The sequence below is a fragment of the Ruegeria sp. HKCCSP346 genome (assembly GCF_017872595.1).
Classification (GTDB): Bacteria; Pseudomonadota; Alphaproteobacteria; order Rhodobacterales; family Rhodobacteraceae; genus Ruegeria.
This window is the reverse complement of sequence record NZ_JAEDOT010000001.1, coordinates 1299471-1318303: the sequence shown is the minus strand read 5'-3', so window position 1 is coordinate 1318303 and position 18833 is coordinate 1299471. Positions and strand designations below refer to the sequence as shown.

Genomic DNA, 18833 nt, shown 5'->3' with positions numbered 1-18833 from the left:
CTTCTGTTTGGTGCACAACCTGAAGGTGTAGCAAATGCCCGCAGCCGCCGCATGTCCTCGGAGGGGACAGATGGACTATTCGATGATCATTGCCGCCCTTTGGGTGATCTGCGCCACGATCGTGGCGTTCTTGCCGATGCGAATGCAGTTTCCGCCGGGCGTGACCCTGCTGATCTGCGCTCCGGTACTGATTGTCTGGCTGGGTTATGATCACGGTTGGTTCTGGTCGGTTTTCGCCTTCGGCGGATTCGTTTCGATGTTCCGCAACCCCATCCGGTATTACTGGCGAAAATGGGTGCGCGGGGAGGTCATGGAATGAACTGGTCCATCGCCCTTGCCGGTCTGTGGGGCGTTTCCGCGAATCTGCTGGCAATGATCCCGAGCAAAGACAACCACTGGACACGCGCCTATATCCTGATCGCCGTGGGCATTCCGATTCTGGGGTATGTCACCTATCAGAACGGCCCGTGGATCGGCTTGCTGGTGCTGGCCATGGGTATGTCTGTGCTGCGCTGGCCCGTGATTTATCTGACCCGTTGGACAAAGATGAAAATGCAGGGCATGAAGGCGGCTGACGAATAACCGGCCAGTTTCAGGAGGTCCGCCATGGCGTCCGTCGCCACATTTGCCTATCTGCCAATTCTTTCTTTCCTGCTAGGTGCCGCCGCCGGTTTTACGGCGGGCCGTTGGCTGGGCCTGCGCGGCTTGTTGTGGCTGATCGGTCTGGCCTCGGCCGTCGGGCTGGCGTTGATCGTGGTACTGGCCGGTATTGGCACCGGCGAAGAAGAACAGGCGTTCGGCCCGCTGGTCTGGCTGACCGCCGGCGTTCTTCCCTTTCTGTTCGCTGCAATCATGGGCGGTGTGGGCGGACGCAGCCTGGCGGTGCGTGCAGACGCATGACAACGTTTCCCGTTCCGAAAGGTCGCCTGTCTCGGGCGCGACCTCTCTCTGAGCTCACATGGCTTCGCGTCGGCGGCCCGGCCGATTACCTGTTCCAGCCTGCCGATACCGAAGACCTGCAAGCCTTCCTGCGGGAACTGCCCGCACAAACCCCGATCTTTCCAATGGGTGTCGGTTCGAACCTGATCGTTCGGGATGGGGGGCTGCGGGCCGTGGTGATCCGGCTGGGGCGCGGGTTCAACGCGATCTTGGTTGACGGCAACACGGTTACGGCAGGGGCTGCGGCGCTGGACGCGCATGTTGCGCGAAAGGCGGCGGATGCCGGTGTTGACCTGACCTTTCTGCGCACCATTCCGGGCTCGATCGGCGGCGCGGTGCGGATGAACGCGGGCTGTTACGGCAGCTACACGGCGGATGTTCTGCGCAAGGCCACGATTGTCACCCGGCAAGGCGAACTTGTGGACCTGACGCCCGAAGACTTGAACTTTCGCTATCGCCAGACGGACCTGCCGGAAGGCGCCGTGCTGATTTCGGCTGTGTTCGAGGGCCCTTCAGGCAGTCCCCAAGAACTCCATGCCCGTATGGAGGCACAGTTGAAAAAACGCGACGAAACCCAGCCCACCAAAGATCGCAGCGCGGGGTCGACCTTCCGTAACCCGGCGGGGTTTTCTTCGACCGGGCAGGCGGATGACGTGCATGATTTCAAGGCGTGGAAGGTGATCGACGACGCCGGAATGCGCGGCGCGACGCTTGGCGGTGCGCAGATGAGCCCGAAGCACTCGAATTTCCTGATCAATACCGGCGCGGCCACCGCTGCAGACCTCGAAGGTCTTGGCGAAGAGGTGCGAAAAAAGGTTTACGAAACAAGCGGCATCACGCTAGAGTGGGAAATCATGCGGGTCGGTGATCCGCTGACAGAATAAAGCCCCGACCGTCAGACCATAACAGGCAAATTCAGGCGACGGATCAAAGGCATAAACGCAGTACGGACCACCACATAAGGTCCGGGGACATTGAGGCGCACATTGGGTATGTCGAGCAGGACAAACCCCAAAGTGGCGGTATTGATGGGTGGACCCTCGGCGGAACGCGAGGTGTCTCTCAGCTCTGGGCGCGAATGCGCGGCCGCCCTTGTGGGAGAAGGCTTTGAAGTGGTCGAACTGGACGCGGGTCCCGACCTCTGCGCGCGCCTTGTGGACATCAAACCGGATGTGGTTTTCAACGCCCTGCATGGCCGCTGGGGCGAAGATGGGTGTGTGCAGGGCCTGCTGGAATGGATGCGTATCCCTTACACCCATTCCGGTGTGCTGGCCTCGGCGCTGGCAATGGACAAGCAGCGCAGCAAAGAGAATTACCAGACCGAAGGGCTGCCCGTCGTACCAAGCGTGATCGTGCCCAAGGTCGAGGTGGTCGAAGCTCACGTGATGGAGCCACCCTATGTGGCCAAGCCGAACAACGAAGGCTCCAGCGTCGGGATTTACATCGTCCATGAAAACGCCAACGGCCCGCCGCAGCTGTCCGAAGACATGCCCGATCAGATCATGGTCGAGAAATATGTTGCGGGGCGTGAACTGACCGTAACGGTGATGGGCGACCGCGCCCTGACCGTGACCGAGATCATGACCGATGGTGGTTGGTATGATTACGATGCCAAGTACAAACCGGGCGGATCATGGCATGTTCTGCCTGCCGATGTGCCACCGGACATCTTTGACCGTTGCATGGATTACGCCGTGCGTGCGCATGTTGCCTTGGGATGCAGGGGCGTCAGCCGCACCGATTTCCGCTGGGATGACAGCAAGGGTGCCGATGGGTTGTTCCTGCTGGAAACCAATACCCAGCCCGGCATGACGCCAACCTCTCTGGTCCCGGAACAGGCCGCTCATCTTGGAATGACATTCGGACAGCTCTGCGCCTGGATGGTGGAGGACGCCTCATGCGACCGCTGATCGCCAGTCGTTCATTGGAAATCCACCGCAGCACACCACTTGCGGGGCCGGATGCCGATTTCGCCTCGGCCGACACGGACTCGCACGAGGCCGAACCGCTTTTGCGCCTGCGCGGTGCGCGTGTGTTTTCCCGCTCTGCGAGGCGCAGTGACCCTGCGCCGTCTCGTCTCAGCTATCGGCTGCAACGTTGGATGCTGACGCCGGGCATTCGCCTTGGTGTCAAGGTCGGCCTGCCGATCTGCGCCATCGCTGCCGCGGTTGGCATCTTCTTTGCCTCGCAGGACCGTCGCGACGCACTTGCCGCTTATATCGCCGATGTGCGCACTTCGATTCAGGAGCGCCCCGAATTCATGGTCAACCTGATGGCCATCGATGGGGCGGGAACCGACCTGTCCGAAGATATCCGTGAAATCGTTCCGCTGGATTTCCCGATCAGTTCCTGGGATCTGGATGTGGAACAGATCCGCGACACGATCACCGGGCTGGACCCGGTGAAATCCGCAACCGTCAGAATCCGCCCCGGAGGCATCCTGCAAGTCGATGTCGTCGAGCGTCAGCCCGTAATCGTCTGGCGAACGCGTGAGGGGCTTGAGCTGCTGGATGAGACAGGCGCCCATGTCAAGGAAGCCACCTCTCGCAAGGATCACGCCGATCTGCCGCTGATCGCAGGGATGGGCGCCGACGATCACGTCGGCGAAGCGCTGGAGCTTCTGCGGACTTCGCGCAGCCTGGGCAATCGCGTGCGCGGCTTGGTGCGCGTGGGAGAGCGGCGCTGGGATCTGGTGCTGGACCGTGGTCAGCGCATCATGCTGCCGACCGAACGCCCGGTGCGTGCGCTGGAACGCGTGCTTGCCGTGAACGAGGTACAGGACCTTCTGGAACGTGACGTGGCCGTGGTCGACATGCGCCTCGGGCAGCGTCCGACCATCCGAATGACCAAAGCCGCCAGCGAAGACTGGTGGAACACAAAAGTGACAGTGAGTAACGGGCAGTAACGACCATGATGACCGATCTTTATCAGTCCCAACGTGCCATGCGTCAGATGCGGCGGCAGGCATTGCAACGCGGTGTGATTGCGATTCTGGATGTGGGCAGTTCGAAAATCGCCTGTCTTGTGCTGCGCTTTGACGGAACCGGTCGGCTGAGCGAGGACAACACCATCGGTTCCATGGCAGGGCAGACAGGTTTTCGCGTCATCGGTGCCGCGACCACCCGGTCGCGGGGCGTGCAGTTCGGCGAAGTCACCGCCATGCAGGAAACCGAACGTGCCATCCGCACCGCGCTTCAGGCCGCACAGAAGATGGCCGACATCCGCGTCGACCATGTGATCGCCTGTTTCTCGGGCGCGAACCCGCGGTCTTACGGGCTGGATGCACAAGTCGATCTGGACGGTCAGATCGTGACCGAGGCCGAAGTAGGCCGGGTTCTGAACGCCTGCGACGTGCCGGATTATGGTGACGGGCGCGAAGTACTGCATGCTCAACCGGTGAATTTCGCGCTCGACAACCGATCGGGCCTGATCGACCCGCGCGGGCAGATGGGCCAGAGCCTTGCGGTCGACATGCATATGCTGACCGTGGATTCGTCAGCGATCCAGAACATCGTGCGCTGTATCAAGCGCTGCGATCTGGAACTGGCCGGGATTGCGAATTCGGCCTATGTCTCGGGCATCTCGGCGCTGGTCGAGGATGAGCAGGAACTGGGTGCGGCCTGTATCGACATGGGCGGCGGCACCACGAGCGTTTCGATCTTCATGAAAAAGCACATGATCTATGCCGATTGCGTGCGTATGGGCGGCGATCACGTGACTGCCGATATCTCGATGGGCTTGGGTGTACCTGCCGCCGTGGCGGAACGGATCAAGACATTCAATGGTGGCGTTCATGCCACCGGGGCCGACGACAGGGATATGATTGATATCGGTGGTGATACCGGCGATTGGGAACACGACCGCCGCACCGTCAGCCGTGCCGAGTTGATCGGCATCATGCGCCCGCGTGTCGAGGAAATTCTTGAAGAGGTCCGCGTCCGGCTGGACGCCGCCGGATTTGAACACATGCCAAGCCAGCAGATCGTGCTGACCGGCGGCGGCAGCCAGATCATGGGGCTGGACGGGCTGGCCACGCGCATCCTCGGTCAGCGCGTTCGCCTGGGCCGCCCCTTGCGCGTGCATGGCCTGCCCCAATCAGCCACCGGGCCCGGGTTCTCGTCCGCTGTCGGCCTCAGCCTGTTTGCAGCCCATCCTCAGGATGAATGGTGGGACTTTGAAATCCCGGTCGATACCTATGCCGCGCGCCCGTTCAAGCGCGCCGTGCGGTGGTTCCGTGACAACTGGTAGAGTCCTGCGCGGGTGTGCACTGGGCACGGCGCTGCTGCCTTGCTTGGCCTCGGCCCAGACCATGATCACGCCCGAGGCGTTTCTGGACGCGGCGGTCGGCAAAACTCTGACATTCTACGAAATCCGCAGCGGTGGCCTGGTGGGAACCGAACAATTTCTGAACCGCCGCATGTCGGTCTGGCGCGAAGAGGGGCAGGGCTGTGTCTACGGGCAGATCACGACGCCAAACGGTCAGTTGTGTTTTCTGTACGACAATGACCCGGACGGCATTCCGGTCTGTTGGTGGCCGTTTTTGCATGAAGATCGTTTGATGGTGCGGCTTGCCTCATTCGTCGATGGCGAAATACAGGAAGTGCGATCCATGACGGACCGCGGCCTGGACTGTCCAAATGCACCGCTCAGCTGAAGAAACCGGTTGCAGCGTTTCGATTTATCCCTCAAGATATCCACAAGGCCCGAAAGAGGCCTCGCGGCAGGACCTGAGCAGTTTTCCGCAATGTAGTCGACAGTCGATCAGAGCGCGATGAACGAATGTGTTCTCGCGTTCATGCCGGTTGTCTAGTAATGGTCGCCGTTGTTTCCGCTATATCTGGCGTGACCTGCGAAATGCCGCCGGTTTCTGCCTTATTTCCTCCATATTTTGTGGGAAAACGCGATTTTTGACGTGACCTTTTGGCATCAGGCCGCTAGAATCGAACAAGGATAGGTAAGAAAAACACCGCTTTGGCGGGACATAAATACAGGCGGACAGAGCATGACATTGAATCTTTCGATGCCCGGGCACGACGAACTGAAGCCTCGGATTACAGTATTTGGCGTTGGCGGTGCAGGCGGGAACGCCGTCAATAACATGATTGAAAAACAGTTGGACGGCGTTGATTTCGTGGTCGCCAACACCGACGCACAGGCGTTGCAACAAAGCCAGTCTTCGGCGCGGGTGCAGCTGGGCGTGAAAGTCACCGAAGGTCTGGGGGCAGGGGCCCGCCCGACCGTAGGCGCGGCCGCCGCCGAGGAAAGCATCGAACAGATCGTGGACCACCTTGCCGGCGCGCATATGTGCTTCATCACCGCCGGTATGGGCGGCGGTACCGGCACGGGGGCTGCTCCGATCATTGCGCAGGCCGCCCGCGAATTGGGTGTTCTGACCGTCGGTGTCGTCACCAAGCCCTTCCAGTTCGAAGGTGCCAAGCGGATGCGCCAGGCTGAAGATGGTGTCGAGGCGCTGCAACAGGTTGTCGATACGCTGATCATCATCCCGAACCAGAACCTGTTCCGTCTGGCCAATGAAAAGACCACCTTTACCGAGGCGTTCTCGATGGCTGACGACGTTCTGTATCAGGGCGTCAAAGGCGTGACCGACCTGATGGTGCGGCCCGGCCTGATCAACCTCGACTTTGCCGACGTTCGCGCCGTAATGGACGAGATGGGCAAGGCAATGATGGGCACCGGCGAGGCAACAGGCGAAGATCGCGCCATTCAGGCGGCGGAAAAGGCCATTGCAAACCCGCTGCTGGACGAAATCAGCCTCAAGGGTGCCAAGGGCGTGCTGATCAACATCACCGGGTCGCACGACTTGACCCTGTTCGAGCTGGACGAAGCTGCCAACCGCATCCGCGAGGAAGTGGATCCCGAGGCCAATATCATCGTCGGCTCGACGCTGGATACCGCCATGGAAGGCGGAATGCGCGTGTCGGTTGTTGCGACCGGCATCGACGCCAGCGAAAAATCGACCGAAGTCCCGGTGGCACGCCGTTCGATGTCCGAACCGCTGACCCGCACGGTTTCGGCTGAAGAGCATATTCAGGAAGAAGCGCACGTAGCTGCCGACACAGCAGAGCCTGCCCCGCAGCCGGAAGAAAACCGCGAACCTTCGCTGTTCGAAGCCGCGGAAGAGCCGGCGCAGCCACAATTCCAGCCGCGCGTCGAGCGTGACGATGACGGCTTGCCGCCACCCGCTTATCAGCCGCGTGTGGCCGAATTCGAACCGCAGCCCGAGCATGTTGAACCCGCGCCGGAGGCATTCGTGGCACCGCGCGGGCATGCTGCCGGCACCCCGTCGCCCGAAGCGTTGCAGCGTTTGCAGGCCGCTGTGCAGAAGGTTCCGTCGGCGCCACAGCGTCCGGCGGCGCCCCGTCAACCCGAAGCAGTTTCGCAGCCGGAACACGAAGAACGCTCGCGGTTTGGCTTCAATCGCCTGATCGACCGGATGACCGGGCACGCCTCTGACACACCGGCTCAACCGCCGCGTCAGCAGCCCGTTTTGCGACAGTCCGAGGCAACCGCGCCGCTTCAGGAAGAGGCCGATCCGGATCAGGACCGTATCGAAATTCCGGCCTTCCTGCGCCGTCAAGCCAACTGATCGCGGTAACAAAATCCACTCAAAGGGCTGCCATTTGGCGGCCCTTAATTGTTTATTAATAGTCACTTGCAACTATGTGAGCAGGGTTTCGCCGATCTGTTACATACATGTTTCAATCGGTTGCAAAGAGTGAGTTGAGCCTTGACGCGGGCTTCCTTAACTCAGTGTCCAACACGGCCCAAGCAGGCTGGACACTACTCACCGAGGCCTATTTTGCAACATACGCTCAAATCTCCGGTCACGTTTACAGGCGTCGGGCTGCACAGCGGCAAGCCGGCGACCATGGTCCTGAAACCGGCGGCAGCCGGTCATGGCATCTGGTTCAAGCGGACGGATATTCAACTGGGCGACGCGATGATCCCGGCGATCTACTATGCGGTTGAACGGACCCCGCTTTGCACGCGTCTGGTGAATGATGCCGGCGTTTCGGTTTCCACCGTCGAACATATCATGGCTGCATTGGCCGGGTGTGGCGTGCACAACGCGCTTGTCGAGATCGACGGTCCCGAAGTTCCGATCATGGACGGCTCCTCGATTGATTTCGTGCGTGGCATCATGGCCCGGGGTGTGCGCCGTCAGGCCAGCCCGGTATTGGCCTATGAGGTCCTGAAAACCGTCACCGCATCCCGCGAAGGCGCGAGCGCCAGTATTGCGCCCGCTGACGGGCTGATCATCGACTTCCATATCGATTTCGAAGACGGTGCCATCGGCAGCCAGAGCAAAACGCTTGATATGCGCAACGGTTCCTTCGCGCGCGAACTCAGCGATTGTCGCACGTTCTGCCGACGCACGGATGTCGAGGCGATGCGCGAAAACGGGTTGGCTTTGGGCGGCACGCTTGAAAACGCCGTGGTCGTTCAGGGCGTCGAAGTTCTGACACCGGGCGGTTTCCGCCGGGTCGACGAGGCCGTGCGCCACAAAATGCTGGATGCTCTGGGTGATCTCTATCTGGCTGGTGGGCCGATTTTGGGTCACTTCACCGGAAACAAGTCGGGTCATTCGCTGACCAACACATTGCTGCGCAACCTGTTCGAAACGCCGGGCGCCGTGCGTCCGGTACTGTGCACACCGGAACAGGCCGCGCGCCTGCCGGGGCAGGGGCTTGTGGTCAACGAAATTCCCGAAGTGGCCTGATCAGATCAACTCTGACGACATTTGCGCCGGAAGTCGCATAAGGCGTTTTGCACCGGAATTTTCTGTGCTAGACCATGGCTCAAATCGGGGCAAACCCCATTAAGCAAGACGACAAGGATGGGCGGTATGGTTGGCAGCAAAGCGGCAGTCAGACTCGCGGGTGCGATTCTTCTGGCAGCAGTTTTGACGGCATGCGGCAACGCCGGCGGCCTTTTTGGTCGCAAGGGCGCGGACCGTGAACAGAATCTGGAAGGGTTCACGCCGGAACAGATCTATACCCGAGGTGAATACGAACTGTCGCAGAATCGCTCGGACGACGCGGCTTGGTATTTCTCGGAAGTCGAACGTTTGTATCCGTATTCGGACTGGGCCAAGCGCGCACTGATCATGCAGGCGTTTTCGTTCCATTCGGACCAGAATTACGAAGAAAGCCGCGCGGCGGCGCAGCGGTATATCGACTTCTATCCGACGGATGAAGATGCTGCCTATGCGCAGTATCTGCTGGCGCTCAGCTATTATGACCAGATCGACGAAGTCGGGCGTGACCAGGGCCTGACCTTCCAGGCGCTGCAATCTCTGCGGACCGTGATCGAGGTCTATCCCGACAGCGAATACGCCACATCGGCGGTACTGAAGTTCGATCTGGCCTTCGACCATCTGGCGGGCAAGGAAATGGAGATCGGGCGCTACTACCTGCGTCAGGATCACTATGTCGCGGCGATCAACCGGTTCCGAGTTGTGGTCGAAGACTTTCAGACCACATCCCACACCGCCGAAGCACTGTATCGTCTGGTCGAGGCCTATCTGTCGCTTGGCCTGCTGGACGAGGCGCAGACCGCAGGTGCCATTCTTGGCTACAACTACCAGTCCTCGGAATGGTATGACGATGCGTACAAACTGTTGACCTCTCGCGGGCTTGATCTCAAGAGCCGCGGTAACAACTGGCTCAGCACGATTTATCGTCAGACCATCAAAGGTGAATGGTTGTAATCGCGATGGCCTTTGGTCCGGGACGCTGAAGACCACATGCTGCGCGCCCTTGATATCCGCGATATGCTGATCATTGACCGGCTGGAACTCAGCTTTCAGCCGGGCTTGAACGCCCTGACCGGCGAGACCGGTGCAGGCAAATCGATTCTGCTGGATTCGCTTGGCTTCGTGTTAGGCTGGCGCGGGCGCGCGGAACTTGTGCGGCAGGGTGCCGCGCAGGGTGAGGTCGTCGCCGAATTCGAACTCTCTGCCGATCATCCCGCACATGCGATTCTGGCCGAAGCCGGTCTGCCGGGTGGCCAGGAACTGATCCTGCGCCGCGTCAACACGGCCGAGGGGCGCAAGACCGCCTGGGTCAATGACCGCCGCTGCTCGGGCGAAGTTCTGCGGGCGCTGTCCGAGACCTTGATTGAACTGCACGGACAGCACGATGACCGCGGTTTGCTGAACCCACGTGGTCATCGGGCGATGTTGGACGAATTCGCACAGGTCACGGAGCAGCTGTCAAACGTGCGAACCGCCTGGGCCGCGATGTCCCGAACCCGCAAGGCGCTGTCCGAGACCGAGGCCGCTCTGGCTGCGGTCCGCAGCGAGGAAGAATTCCTGCGTCACGCGGTCGCCGAGCTAGACCAGCTTGACCCGCAACCCGGTGAGGATGCCGAACTGGATGCCCGCCGCCGCATGATGCAAGGGGCCGAGCGGATTCGCGACGATGTTGCGCGTGCCTTTGCCCTGTTGGCCGGGGACGGGGCGGAAGGGGCCATGTCCGACGCCATGCGCTGGTTGGAAGGCGTCTCGGACAACGCGGGCGGCCAGCTGGAAGAACCGATAGCAGCGCTCGGGCGCGCGATGATCGAGTTGGGCGAGGCGCAGGATGGCGTGAATGCCTGCCTTCAGGCGCTGGACTTCAACCCGGCAGAATTGGAACAGGCCGAGGAACGCCTGTTTGCCATCCGTGCGCAGGCCCGCAAACATGACGTGGCCCCGGATGATCTGGGTTCGTTTGCCGACACTCTGCGTGACCGGTTGAACCAGTTGGAGGCAGGGGATGCCGACCTGGCAGACAGGCGAGCTGCCGTAGACGCGGCGCAACAGGCCTATGACGCCGCCGCAGCCGACCTCAGCGCCGCGCGCAAGGCCGCCGCTGGGCGGCTTGACGCGGCCGTCATGGCGGAACTGGCCCCGCTCAAGATGGAACGTGCCGTGTTCCAGACCGAGATCACCCCGGTTGAACCCGGCCCCGAAGGTGCCGACGCTGTGGCCTTCACCGTGGCCACCAACCCCGGTGCGCCGGCGGGGCCGCTGAACAAGATCGCCTCGGGGGGTGAGCTCAGCCGCTTTCTGCTGGCCCTCAAGGTCTGCCTGTCTGGCGACGACAGTGCCCGGACGATGATCTTTGACGAAATCGATCGCGGTGTCGGTGGGGCAACCGCCGATGCGGTCGGACGCAGGCTGGCGTCGCTCGCGCAGGGCGGGCAGGTTCTGGTTGTCACCCATTCCCCGCAAGTTGCTGCGCGGGCAGCTCATCACTGGCGGGTGCAGAAACAGGTTACCGACGGACAAACCCTGTCCACCGTCATTCCTCTGGCCGAACCGGATCGGGTGGACGAGATCGCGCGCATGGTGGCCGGCGACACCATCACCGAAGAAGCCCGCGCCGCCGCCCGGGCTCTGTTGCAGGCCTGACGCGGCGATGGCGTGAATTGGTGCTCACACTGTCGCTATCTCACTTTTATATGGGCGCTCCGTGGCTTACTAAGGGTTAAGTGATGATCCTCGAGGGCCAATGACCCAATCGACCCGCACCGTTCTGCGCAACCAGTTCAATCAGGCTGTGGCCGCGATCAAGGATGCGTGGCGGGTCATGCTGCGCCGGGGGCCAAGCCAGATCCAGTTCTGGTTCATTGCGCTGGCCATCGGGATAGGGGCGGGTTTCATGGCGCTTGGCTTCCGCAAGGCCATCAGCGCATTGCAGGCCTATCTGTACGACACCAATGATATCCTGCTGCTGCACAGCCACGCCGAGAAACTGCCATGGTTCATGGTTCTGATCATTCCCATCTTCGGTGGCCTGGTCGTCGGCATCATCCTGAACCGGTTCACCAATGACGGGCGCGTCCGGTCGGTTGCCGACGTGATCGAAGGTTCGGCCATCACCGACGGGCGGGTCGAGGTCAAGGCGGGCATCGCGTCGTTCTTCGCCTCGCTGATCACGCTCAGTTCGGGCGGGTCAACAGGCCGCGAGGGGCCGGTGGTGCATATGGCCGGAGTGATTTCCACATGGGTCAGCAACCGCATACATGCGGACGGGATCACGGGGCGTGACCTGTTGGGATGTGCCGTCGCTGCGGCCGTGTCGGCCAGCTTCAACGCCCCCATTGCGGGGGCCTTGTTCGCGCTCGAGGTCGTGCTGCGCCATTTCGCCGTTCACGCCTTTGCCCCGATCGTCATCGCCTCGGTCGCGGGAACGGTGATCAACCGGCTGGAATATGGCGACGTTACCGAGTTCACGCTGGAGACGCCGGGATCGCTGCAATTCTATGTCGAGCTTCCGGCATTCCTGATCCTGGGCCTGATCTGCGGACTTGTCGCGCTGCTGCTGATGCGGTCGATTTTCTTTGCCGAGGATATCGGCAGCCATATCCAGAACCGTCTGTCGATTCCGGCCTGGTTGCGCCCTGCGGTGTCCGGGGCGATGCTGGGGCTGATGGCGATCTGGTTCCCGCATATCATCGGCGTGGGGTACGAGACGACAATTCGCGCCCTGACCGGTGATCTGGTGCTGACCACGGCCATCCTGTTTGCGGTGACCAAAACGGTTGCGGTGGCGATTACCATGGGTGGGCGCATGGGCGGTGGGGTGTTCTCACCGTCTCTGATGGTCGGCGCATTGACCGGGCTGGCCTTCGGTCTGATCGCCACCGGGTTGTTGCCGGATGTGTCGGGCACGCATACGCTCTATGCCTTTGCCGGAATGGGCGCCGTAGCTGCGGCGGTGCTGGGCGCGCCCATCTCGACCACTTTGATCGTTTTTGAACTGACCGGCGATTGGCAGATCGGTCTTGCCGTGATGGTAAGCGTGTCCATGTCCACGGCACTGGCCTCGAGACTTGTGGACCGGTCTTTCTTCCTGACCCAGCTGGAACGGCGTGATGTCCACCTGGCCGCGGGGCCGCAGGCTTATCTGCTGGCAATGCTTCGCGCCGGTGCCGTGATGCGCCCGCTTGGGGATCCGCGGTCGATCACGAAAGAAGAGGCGCAGGGGCTGATCGACCAGGGCCTGTGCATTCAGGCCAGCGCCACGCTGGAAGCCGCCATGCCCTATTTTGATCGTGACGACATCCCCTGCATTCCGGTTGTCATTCTGGAAAACGACGGCTCTGAAACACCGGTTGGGGCGCTCTATCACGTCGATGCGCTCAAGGCATATAACAGGGCGCTTGCGGCCACGGCTGCCGAAGAGCATTCCTGAGTTTCACTCACCATACACGCTGGCTGCGTCGCCCAGATAATTGTCCCACGCAAACCAATAGGAAACATGACCGGCGACTCGTGGCAAACGCGTTCCATCCGGCCCGATCAAAGCCTCTTCCGTGACGGTCCAACCGTTCCCCGCGCTATCCTGCAACCCGCCTTGCGTCGCCCAGAACGCATGCGTTTTTCGCTCATAGGCCCGCACGCTGCGCTCTTTGGGATCGCCAATCAGAACCAGAGGTGTCCGACCGATTGCATCGTTGATCACCGGTTTGCCCTTGAACGCAACCAGAGGCCAGGCGCGGGCTGCACCAAACTGGCGCACGGCAAAGATGTAATCCTTCTGCCTAAGCCGGGACTGATCCACAACCGCCGGGAACATCAGCTCGCTCGAGGCGAAATAGTCGCGATAAACCACCCCTGATCCGTAATTGCGCCGATGCCCGGTGTTCAGCGACAGAACACGGGTTTTGGGATGCGAGGTCCTCCAGCTGTCCCATGTCGTGATCACCACAGGGCGTTGTTTCAACGTGATGCCGCTGTTCGCCAAGGGCCCCACAACAGGTTTGCCGGTATACTGGTTCCACAGCGAATGCGTCTCACGGTCAAACATCAGCTTGTTCGAGCGATAGAGGAAACCTGACGACCCGAAAATGAACGGCTTTCGCCGCCCCGCCACCTGGGTTTCAAACAGGATGCCAGACCCGCAAAGCGTGCAATAGGCCAGCGCCACGGGCACGCCACCGATCACCTCGTTGAACATCTCGTGCCAGCCCATGATCCGCAGGGGATAGGCGCGCTCATCCCCGTTGATGGCGACGCCGAACACCAGATCATCGCCCTTCAGATACCCCGCATTCGAAGCAGAGATCAGGGTGGGATCGTCCAGGGACGGAATGCCATCCTTGTACACACCGCCCCAGGCGATCTCTTCCAGGCGGATCTTCATCTTGTCGCGTTGCAGATATTCGGGCCGCAGGAACAGATCGAAATTCGGGTCGATCCCCAGAAGAACCTCGCGCTTGAACGGGATCAGCGACGGATGAGGGACAATCTGCGGGTTACGTTCCTGCCACAGCATCCAATCGAACCAGTCATTGCCATGGCGTTGCCCGGTCAGGGCCTCCATCACCTCGACAATCTCATCCCGTCGCCTGTCGGCATAACGCATCGCAGTCAGCAACCCGGCCACAACATCCGGCTGGCCACGGCCCTTCAGATACGCCATCTGCGCCTCAAACGCGGTCCGACGCCCGCTCAGCGTGCTGCGCAACGCGTCCAGAACCGGATCCTGCTGCGCCCACAGCACGCCGGGCGCCATTGCACCAGCCCCAATCATCCCAGCAAAATCGCGACGTGACATCGACATGGAAGCCTCCGGTGTTACCCCGGAGAAAGTGTGCCGCAAATGCCGTTCACGTGCATGCCACAGCTGCGTGAGGTGGGCGCGGGGGCTGGCGTTAAATCTGCTCCACTTTCACCGATTCGACCGGGTAGAATGCCAGATGGTCCTTGATCTCGGCCACCGCCTGAATCGGATCCTCATAGCTCCAGACCGCGTTGTCGGTCACGGATGACTTGTTGACGATGGAAAAATGCGTCGCGTCGCCCTTGCCGGGGCAGTGGGTCACCTTGTCGGTCCGATCCAGAAACGCCATCGCAATATCGTTGCGCGGGAAATAGATCACCGGATCCTTTTCGCCTTCAAGCAGTTCCAGCGCGTTGTTCGTTTCGCCCAGGATAGCACCGCCCGAGCGGACAGTCCATTTGCCCGGCGCTTTCCGGATCGTGATCTCAGCCATTCCTCTTCCTTCCGTCGTCGTATCAGGGTCACCCCTCTGCCTGTTTTATGTAACAGGCCAGTGTCAGATTGGGGCAGTTGCGGCATCCAACCACAGTTGTGCGTCATGTCCCAGCCTTGGGCGGATTTTTTCCGCAACGTCGCGGTGATAGGCATTCAGCCAGTCGCGTTCGTCAGGCGTCAACATATCGACCAAGATCAGTCTGCGGTCAATCGGCACGAAGGTCAGCGTGCGCCAGTACAGCATCGCGCGTTCGGCATCGCCACCGGGAAGCAGAGGAGCGTCTTCCACCACCACAAGGTTTTCGATGCGGATGCCAAAGGCGCCTTCCCGGTAATACCCGGGTTCGTTTGACAGGATCATGCCGGGTTGCAGCGGTACATGGCTGACTTTGGACAGCCGTTGCGGCCCTTCATGCACGCTCAGATAGGCGCCGACCCCATGTCCGACCCCATGGTTGAAATCCTGTCCCGCAGACCACAGCGGCACGCGGGCCACACATTCGATATCCCGCCCGGAAAGGCCCGCAGGCCAGCGCAGCATCGACATGGCAATCATGCCCTTCAGCACCCGGGTGAAGCAGGTTTTTTCCTCGGTTCCGACGTCACCGATGGCGATGGTTCGGGTGATGTCGGTGGTGCCGTCCAGATACTGCCCGCCACTGTCCAGCACCAGAATATGGCCGTTTTCCAGGCGGCTGTCGGTCTCTTCGGTCACGCGGTAATGCATGATCGCGCCATTCGGACCCGTGCCTGCAATGGTATCGAACGAGATGTCCTGAAGCGCATTGTCCTTACGCCGGTTTTCTTCCAGCCGGGTGACAACCTGTGTTTCGGTCACGCTGCCCGGGGCCTGTTCGTCCAGCCAGCACAACGTCTCGATGACCGCCACCGCATCGCGCAAATGCGCCTCGGCGCTGCCCGCGATTTCAGCCGCATTCTTGCAGGCTTTGGGCAGGGCGCAGGGATCGCCGCCATCCGTCATCGCGTCACCCAGCGCATCGGCCACGATCTGAGGCACCGAAGCGGCATCCACCTGCACCGGACCGGCCAGAGCCGCAACCGAATCCAGAAAATCGCCCACAGCGCGCAAGGTCACCTGAGAACACAGATGATCCCGTACCCCGGCCAGTTTTTCTGCCGCCATGAACAGATCGACCTGACCACCTGCATGAAGAATGGCAAAGCCGTGGGCCACCGGGTTATAGGCGATATCCGACCCACGGATATTCAACAGCCACATGATGGAATCCGGCAGGGTGATCACCGCTGCCTTGTGCCCGGCCCGCCGAAGGTCTTCGGCCAGACGGGCGATCTTGCTGTCCGCACCTTCCCCGGCAAACTCGATCGGATGCGTCTTGACCGGGTTCATCGGGGGTGCGGGTTGATCGGCCCAGATCCGGTCCACAAGGTTTTCGCACCTTACCAGTTCGATGCCCGATCCATCCAGATCGCTCAAAGTGCCGGAAATCTGCCCCGCCGCATGCAGCCACGGATCAAAACCGACCTTGCCGCCGTTGGGCAACTGCTGTTTCAGCCAGGCGCTCAGGCTTACTTCGGGCCAGGGGACCGGGGTGAAATCTTCGGCAACTTGTGCCTTGACCTGGGTGCGATATCGCCCGTCGATGAAAACTCCGGCCACGTCACGCAGTGCGGCGCAAAACCCGGCCGAGCCCGTGAACCCGGTCAGCCAGGCCAGACGTTCATCGCGCGCCGCGACATACTCTCCCTGATGCGCATCCGCCCGTGGGATCAGAAACCCGTCCAGCCCTTCTTGCACCATCTGTTCGCGCAAGGCGGCCAGCCGCGGTGGCCCCTGTTCCGGGCGGGCGGTCACTTCGAAGGATTGGAACATGGGCGGCCTCATTCACATCATTTGAGCGTGACCCTGAGGCGCATTTCAAAAAATGTCCAGACGGGAACACCCCGTCTGAACAGGCCGATGATCAGCAAGGAAAAACACGTCGCCCTCGGGGAAATACGCCCGCCGCGCGGAAGATCAGCCTCAGCCGGCCTTTCTCATCCCCATGACACGCGCCCGCGCCCGCGGGTCACTGTCAAACAGAGCCGCCAGTTGTTCGGTCATCGCGCCGGCCAGTTGCTCTACATCGGTAATCGTCACTGCCCGGTCGTAATACCGGGTCACGTCATGGCCGATGCCGATGGCCAAAAGTTCGACCATCTTGCGTTTTTCAACCATCGCGATCACGTCGCGCAGGTGTTTTTCCAGATAGTTGGCGGGGTTCACGCTCAGTGTCGAATCATCGACCGGCGCACCGTCCGAGATCACCATCAGGATCTTGCGTTGTTCGCGCCGTGCCAGCATCCGGCGATGGGCCCATTCCAGGGCTTCCCCATCGATGTTTTCTTTCAGCAGGCCCTCTTTCATCATCAGACCCAGATTGGGCCGCGCACGACGCCAAGGGGCGTCCGCGCCCTTGTAGATGATGTGGCGCAAATCGTTCAGACGGCCGGGCTGTTGCGGGCGGCCATCGTTTAGCCACGCCTCGCGCGCCTGACCGCCTTTCCACGCCCGCGTGGTAAAGCCCAGAATTTCGACCTTAACATTGCACCGCTCCAGCGTCCGGGCCAGAACATCGGCACAGATGGCGGCGATCGAAATCGGACGTCCGCGCATCGACCCCGAATTGTCCAGCAGCAGCGTCACCACCGTGTCGCGGAACTCGGTGTCTTTCTCGACCTTGAAACTCAGCGGAGTGGTGGGGTTCGCGACCACACGTGCCAATCGACCCGCGTCCAGAATGCCTTCCTCGCGGTCGAACTCCCAGCTGCGGTTCTGCTGCGCCTGCAAGCGGCGTTGCAGCTTGTTGGCCAGGCGCGACACCGCGCCTTTCAGCGGTTCAAGCTGCTGATCCAGATAGGCCCGCAGACGTTCCAGCTCGGCCGGTTCCGCTAAATCCTCAGCGGCGATCTCTTCGTCGTGAGTGTCCAGATAGACCTTGTAATCCGGGTCCGCTTCAGATGCCGGCGGTGGGGCAGGCGGCTCCAGAGGCGCCTCGCCATCCGGCATCTCAGCCTCGTCACCCATCTCGTCTTCGGCCATTTCGTCCATCGAGACCTGGGCCTGAGACTGATCCTGCTGCTCTTCCTGCGTCTGCTCAGGGGTCGCGTCGGCGTCCTGTTCGTCCTGATCATCCTGACCGGTGCTGTCCGGATCGGGCTGCTCCTCGGCGTCTTCCTCGGCCTGGTCTTCCTGCTCGTCGTCCAGTTCATCGGGGTCATCCCCAAGCTGGTCGCCATATCCCAGATCCTTGATCACCTGACGGGCGAATTTGGCAAAGTCCGCCTGATCCGAGAGAATCTCGTCCAGATTCTCCAACGTCCCACCCGCTTGCTCTTCAATGAACCCACGCCACAGGTTCATGATGTTTTCTGCGGCGGGGGGCAGATCGCGCCCGGTGGCCAGATGCCGGATCAAGTACCCTGCCGCAACCGACAAAGGTGCATCGGCGGGTTGCTTGCACTGATCATACCCACGCCGGATTGCTTCATGCCCGATCTTGACGTCAATATTGCTGGCGGTGCCCGGCATGTCCCGCGCGCCCATTGCCTCGCAGCGGGCGGTCTCCATCGCCTCGTACAGATCCCGCGCCATATCGCCCGGAGGCGCATAGCGCGCATGGGTCGCGTCGTCATGATACTTGCGATGCAACGCCAAGGCGTCCGCCGTGCCTCGCGCCAACAGCACTTCTTCGCGCGTCATCCGGCGCGAGACCTGAGGCAGCCGCATCGACTCGCCCGTCATGCCCGAAGGGTCCACCGTATAGGTTACCGACAGTTCGGGATCATCGGCCATGACCTTGGTGGCCTCGGCCAAGGCCTTCTTGAACGGATCGGCGGGGTTGTCGTTCTTCTGTGCCATGTCCT

The 18833-nt window shown here is 61.2% G+C and carries 17 protein-coding genes; 13 read left to right on the top strand and 4 right to left on the bottom strand.

What is annotated here, in order from left to right:
* Positions 1-70 precede the first annotated feature (70 nt).
* The 13 genes from I9185_RS06585 (at position 71) to I9185_RS06525 (ending at position 13142) form a co-directional block, all read left to right on the top strand.
* Entirely contained in the window at positions 71-319 is a 249-nt protein-coding gene (locus I9185_RS06585) for a DUF2484 family protein (RefSeq protein ID WP_171631000.1), read from the top strand.
* Positions 316-582 (top strand): DUF2484 family protein, encoded by a 267-nt coding sequence (locus I9185_RS06580; protein WP_171114920.1) that lies wholly within the window; start codon positions 316-318, stop codon positions 580-582. The genes I9185_RS06585 and I9185_RS06580 overlap by 4 nt, the downstream gene beginning before the upstream one ends.
* Positions 583-606: 24 nt before the next feature.
* The gene (locus I9185_RS06575) at positions 607-900 is read left to right on the top strand and encodes a hypothetical protein (protein ID WP_152458656.1); all 294 of its coding nucleotides are present in this window, start codon (positions 607-609) and stop codon (positions 898-900) included.
* Positions 897-1823 (top strand): UDP-N-acetylmuramate dehydrogenase, encoded by a 927-nt coding sequence (murB, locus tag I9185_RS06570; RefSeq protein WP_210092623.1) that lies wholly within the window; start codon positions 897-899, stop codon positions 1821-1823. Before I9185_RS06575 ends, murB begins: the two co-directional genes overlap by 4 nt.
* A 102-nt stretch (positions 1824-1925) precedes the next feature.
* Positions 1926-2849, top strand: a complete 924-nt coding sequence (locus I9185_RS06565; protein ID WP_210092622.1) for a D-alanine--D-alanine ligase — start codon at positions 1926-1928, stop codon at positions 2847-2849.
* A complete protein-coding gene (locus I9185_RS06560) occupies positions 2837-3844 on the top strand; it encodes a cell division protein FtsQ/DivIB (protein WP_210092621.1) in 1008 nt (335 codons plus the stop codon). Before I9185_RS06565 ends, I9185_RS06560 begins: the two co-directional genes overlap by 13 nt.
* A gap of 8 nt (positions 3845-3852) precedes the next feature.
* Positions 3853-5187 carry a cell division protein FtsA gene (gene ftsA / locus I9185_RS06555; RefSeq protein WP_170344711.1) on the top strand — a complete coding sequence of 445 codons (1335 nt, stop codon included), beginning with the start codon at positions 3853-3855 and terminating at the stop codon, positions 5185-5187.
* Complete coding sequence (locus I9185_RS06550; protein ID WP_210092620.1) at positions 5174-5593, top strand: hypothetical protein; 420 nt, start codon at positions 5174-5176, stop codon at positions 5591-5593. The genes ftsA and I9185_RS06550 overlap by 14 nt, the downstream gene beginning before the upstream one ends.
* A gap of 348 nt (positions 5594-5941) precedes the next feature.
* Entirely contained in the window at positions 5942-7546 is a 1605-nt protein-coding gene (gene ftsZ / locus I9185_RS06545) for a cell division protein FtsZ (protein ID WP_209832528.1), read from the top strand.
* A gap of 213 nt (positions 7547-7759) precedes the next feature.
* Positions 7760-8680 carry a UDP-3-O-acyl-N-acetylglucosamine deacetylase gene (gene lpxC / locus I9185_RS06540; RefSeq protein WP_171722921.1) on the top strand — a complete coding sequence of 307 codons (921 nt, stop codon included), beginning with the start codon at positions 7760-7762 and terminating at the stop codon, positions 8678-8680.
* Positions 8681-8806: 126 nt separating this feature from the next.
* Entirely contained in the window at positions 8807-9670 is an 864-nt protein-coding gene (locus I9185_RS06535) for an outer membrane protein assembly factor BamD (protein ID WP_171631018.1), read from the top strand.
* A gap of 36 nt (positions 9671-9706) precedes the next feature.
* Positions 9707-11356, top strand: coding sequence for a DNA repair protein RecN (gene recN / locus I9185_RS06530; protein ID WP_210092619.1), 1650 nt, complete (start codon positions 9707-9709; stop codon positions 11354-11356).
* A 100-nt stretch (positions 11357-11456) separates the two neighbouring features.
* Complete coding sequence (locus tag I9185_RS06525; protein ID WP_171631023.1) at positions 11457-13142, top strand: chloride channel protein; 1686 nt, start codon at positions 11457-11459, stop codon at positions 13140-13142.
* 3 nt (positions 13143-13145) lie between these two features.
* Here I9185_RS06525 and I9185_RS06520 read toward each other — a convergent pair whose 3' ends face one another.
* From I9185_RS06520 to cobT, 4 genes are all read right to left on the bottom strand, one after another.
* Complete coding sequence (locus I9185_RS06520) at positions 13146-14513, bottom strand: DUF3179 domain-containing protein (RefSeq protein ID WP_210092618.1); 1368 nt, start codon at positions 14511-14513, stop codon at positions 13146-13148.
* Positions 14514-14604: 91 nt separating this feature from the next.
* The gene (locus tag I9185_RS06515; protein ID WP_210092617.1) at positions 14605-14946 is read right to left on the bottom strand and encodes a DUF427 domain-containing protein; all 342 of its coding nucleotides are present in this window, start codon (positions 14944-14946) and stop codon (positions 14605-14607) included.
* 63 nt (positions 14947-15009) lie between these two features.
* Positions 15010-16800 (bottom strand): aminopeptidase P family protein, encoded by a 1791-nt coding sequence (locus I9185_RS06510; protein WP_210092616.1) that lies wholly within the window; start codon positions 16798-16800, stop codon positions 15010-15012.
* A 150-nt stretch (positions 16801-16950) separates the two neighbouring features.
* A complete protein-coding gene (gene cobT / locus I9185_RS06505; RefSeq protein ID WP_210092615.1) occupies positions 16951-18828 on the bottom strand; it encodes a cobaltochelatase subunit CobT in 1878 nt (625 codons plus the stop codon).
* Positions 18829-18833 lie beyond the last annotated feature (5 nt).

Excerpts from the sequence above, each read along its gene's own strand:
- I9185_RS06580 (WP_171114920.1), top strand. The coding sequence starts at position 316 with ATGAACTGGTCCATCGCCCTTGCCGGTCTGTGGGGCGTTTCCGCGAAT.
- I9185_RS06510 (WP_210092616.1), bottom strand. The coding sequence starts at position 16,800 with ATGTTCCAATCCTTCGAAGTGACCGCCCGCCCGGAACAGGGGCCACCG.
- I9185_RS06525 (WP_171631023.1), top strand. The coding sequence starts at position 11,457 with ATGACCCAATCGACCCGCACCGTTCTGCGCAACCAGTTCAATCAGGCT.
- recN (WP_210092619.1), top strand. The coding sequence starts at position 9,707 with ATGCTGCGCGCCCTTGATATCCGCGATATGCTGATCATTGACCGGCTG.
- murB (WP_210092623.1), top strand. The coding sequence starts at position 897 with ATGACAACGTTTCCCGTTCCGAAAGGTCGCCTGTCTCGGGCGCGACCT.
- I9185_RS06575 (WP_152458656.1), top strand. The coding sequence starts at position 607 with ATGGCGTCCGTCGCCACATTTGCCTATCTGCCAATTCTTTCTTTCCTG.
- I9185_RS06520 (WP_210092618.1), bottom strand. The coding sequence starts at position 14,513 with ATGTCGATGTCACGTCGCGATTTTGCTGGGATGATTGGGGCTGGTGCA.
- I9185_RS06535 (WP_171631018.1), top strand. The coding sequence starts at position 8,807 with ATGGTTGGCAGCAAAGCGGCAGTCAGACTCGCGGGTGCGATTCTTCTG.
- ftsZ (WP_209832528.1), top strand. The coding sequence starts at position 5,942 with ATGACATTGAATCTTTCGATGCCCGGGCACGACGAACTGAAGCCTCGG.
- I9185_RS06585 (WP_171631000.1), top strand. The coding sequence starts at position 71 with ATGGACTATTCGATGATCATTGCCGCCCTTTGGGTGATCTGCGCCACG.
- cobT (WP_210092615.1), bottom strand. The coding sequence starts at position 18,828 with ATGGCACAGAAGAACGACAACCCCGCCGATCCGTTCAAGAAGGCCTTG.
- I9185_RS06515 (WP_210092617.1), bottom strand. The coding sequence starts at position 14,946 with ATGGCTGAGATCACGATCCGGAAAGCGCCGGGCAAATGGACTGTCCGC.
- I9185_RS06560 (WP_210092621.1), top strand. The coding sequence starts at position 2,837 with ATGCGACCGCTGATCGCCAGTCGTTCATTGGAAATCCACCGCAGCACA.
- ftsA (WP_170344711.1), top strand. The coding sequence starts at position 3,853 with ATGACCGATCTTTATCAGTCCCAACGTGCCATGCGTCAGATGCGGCGG.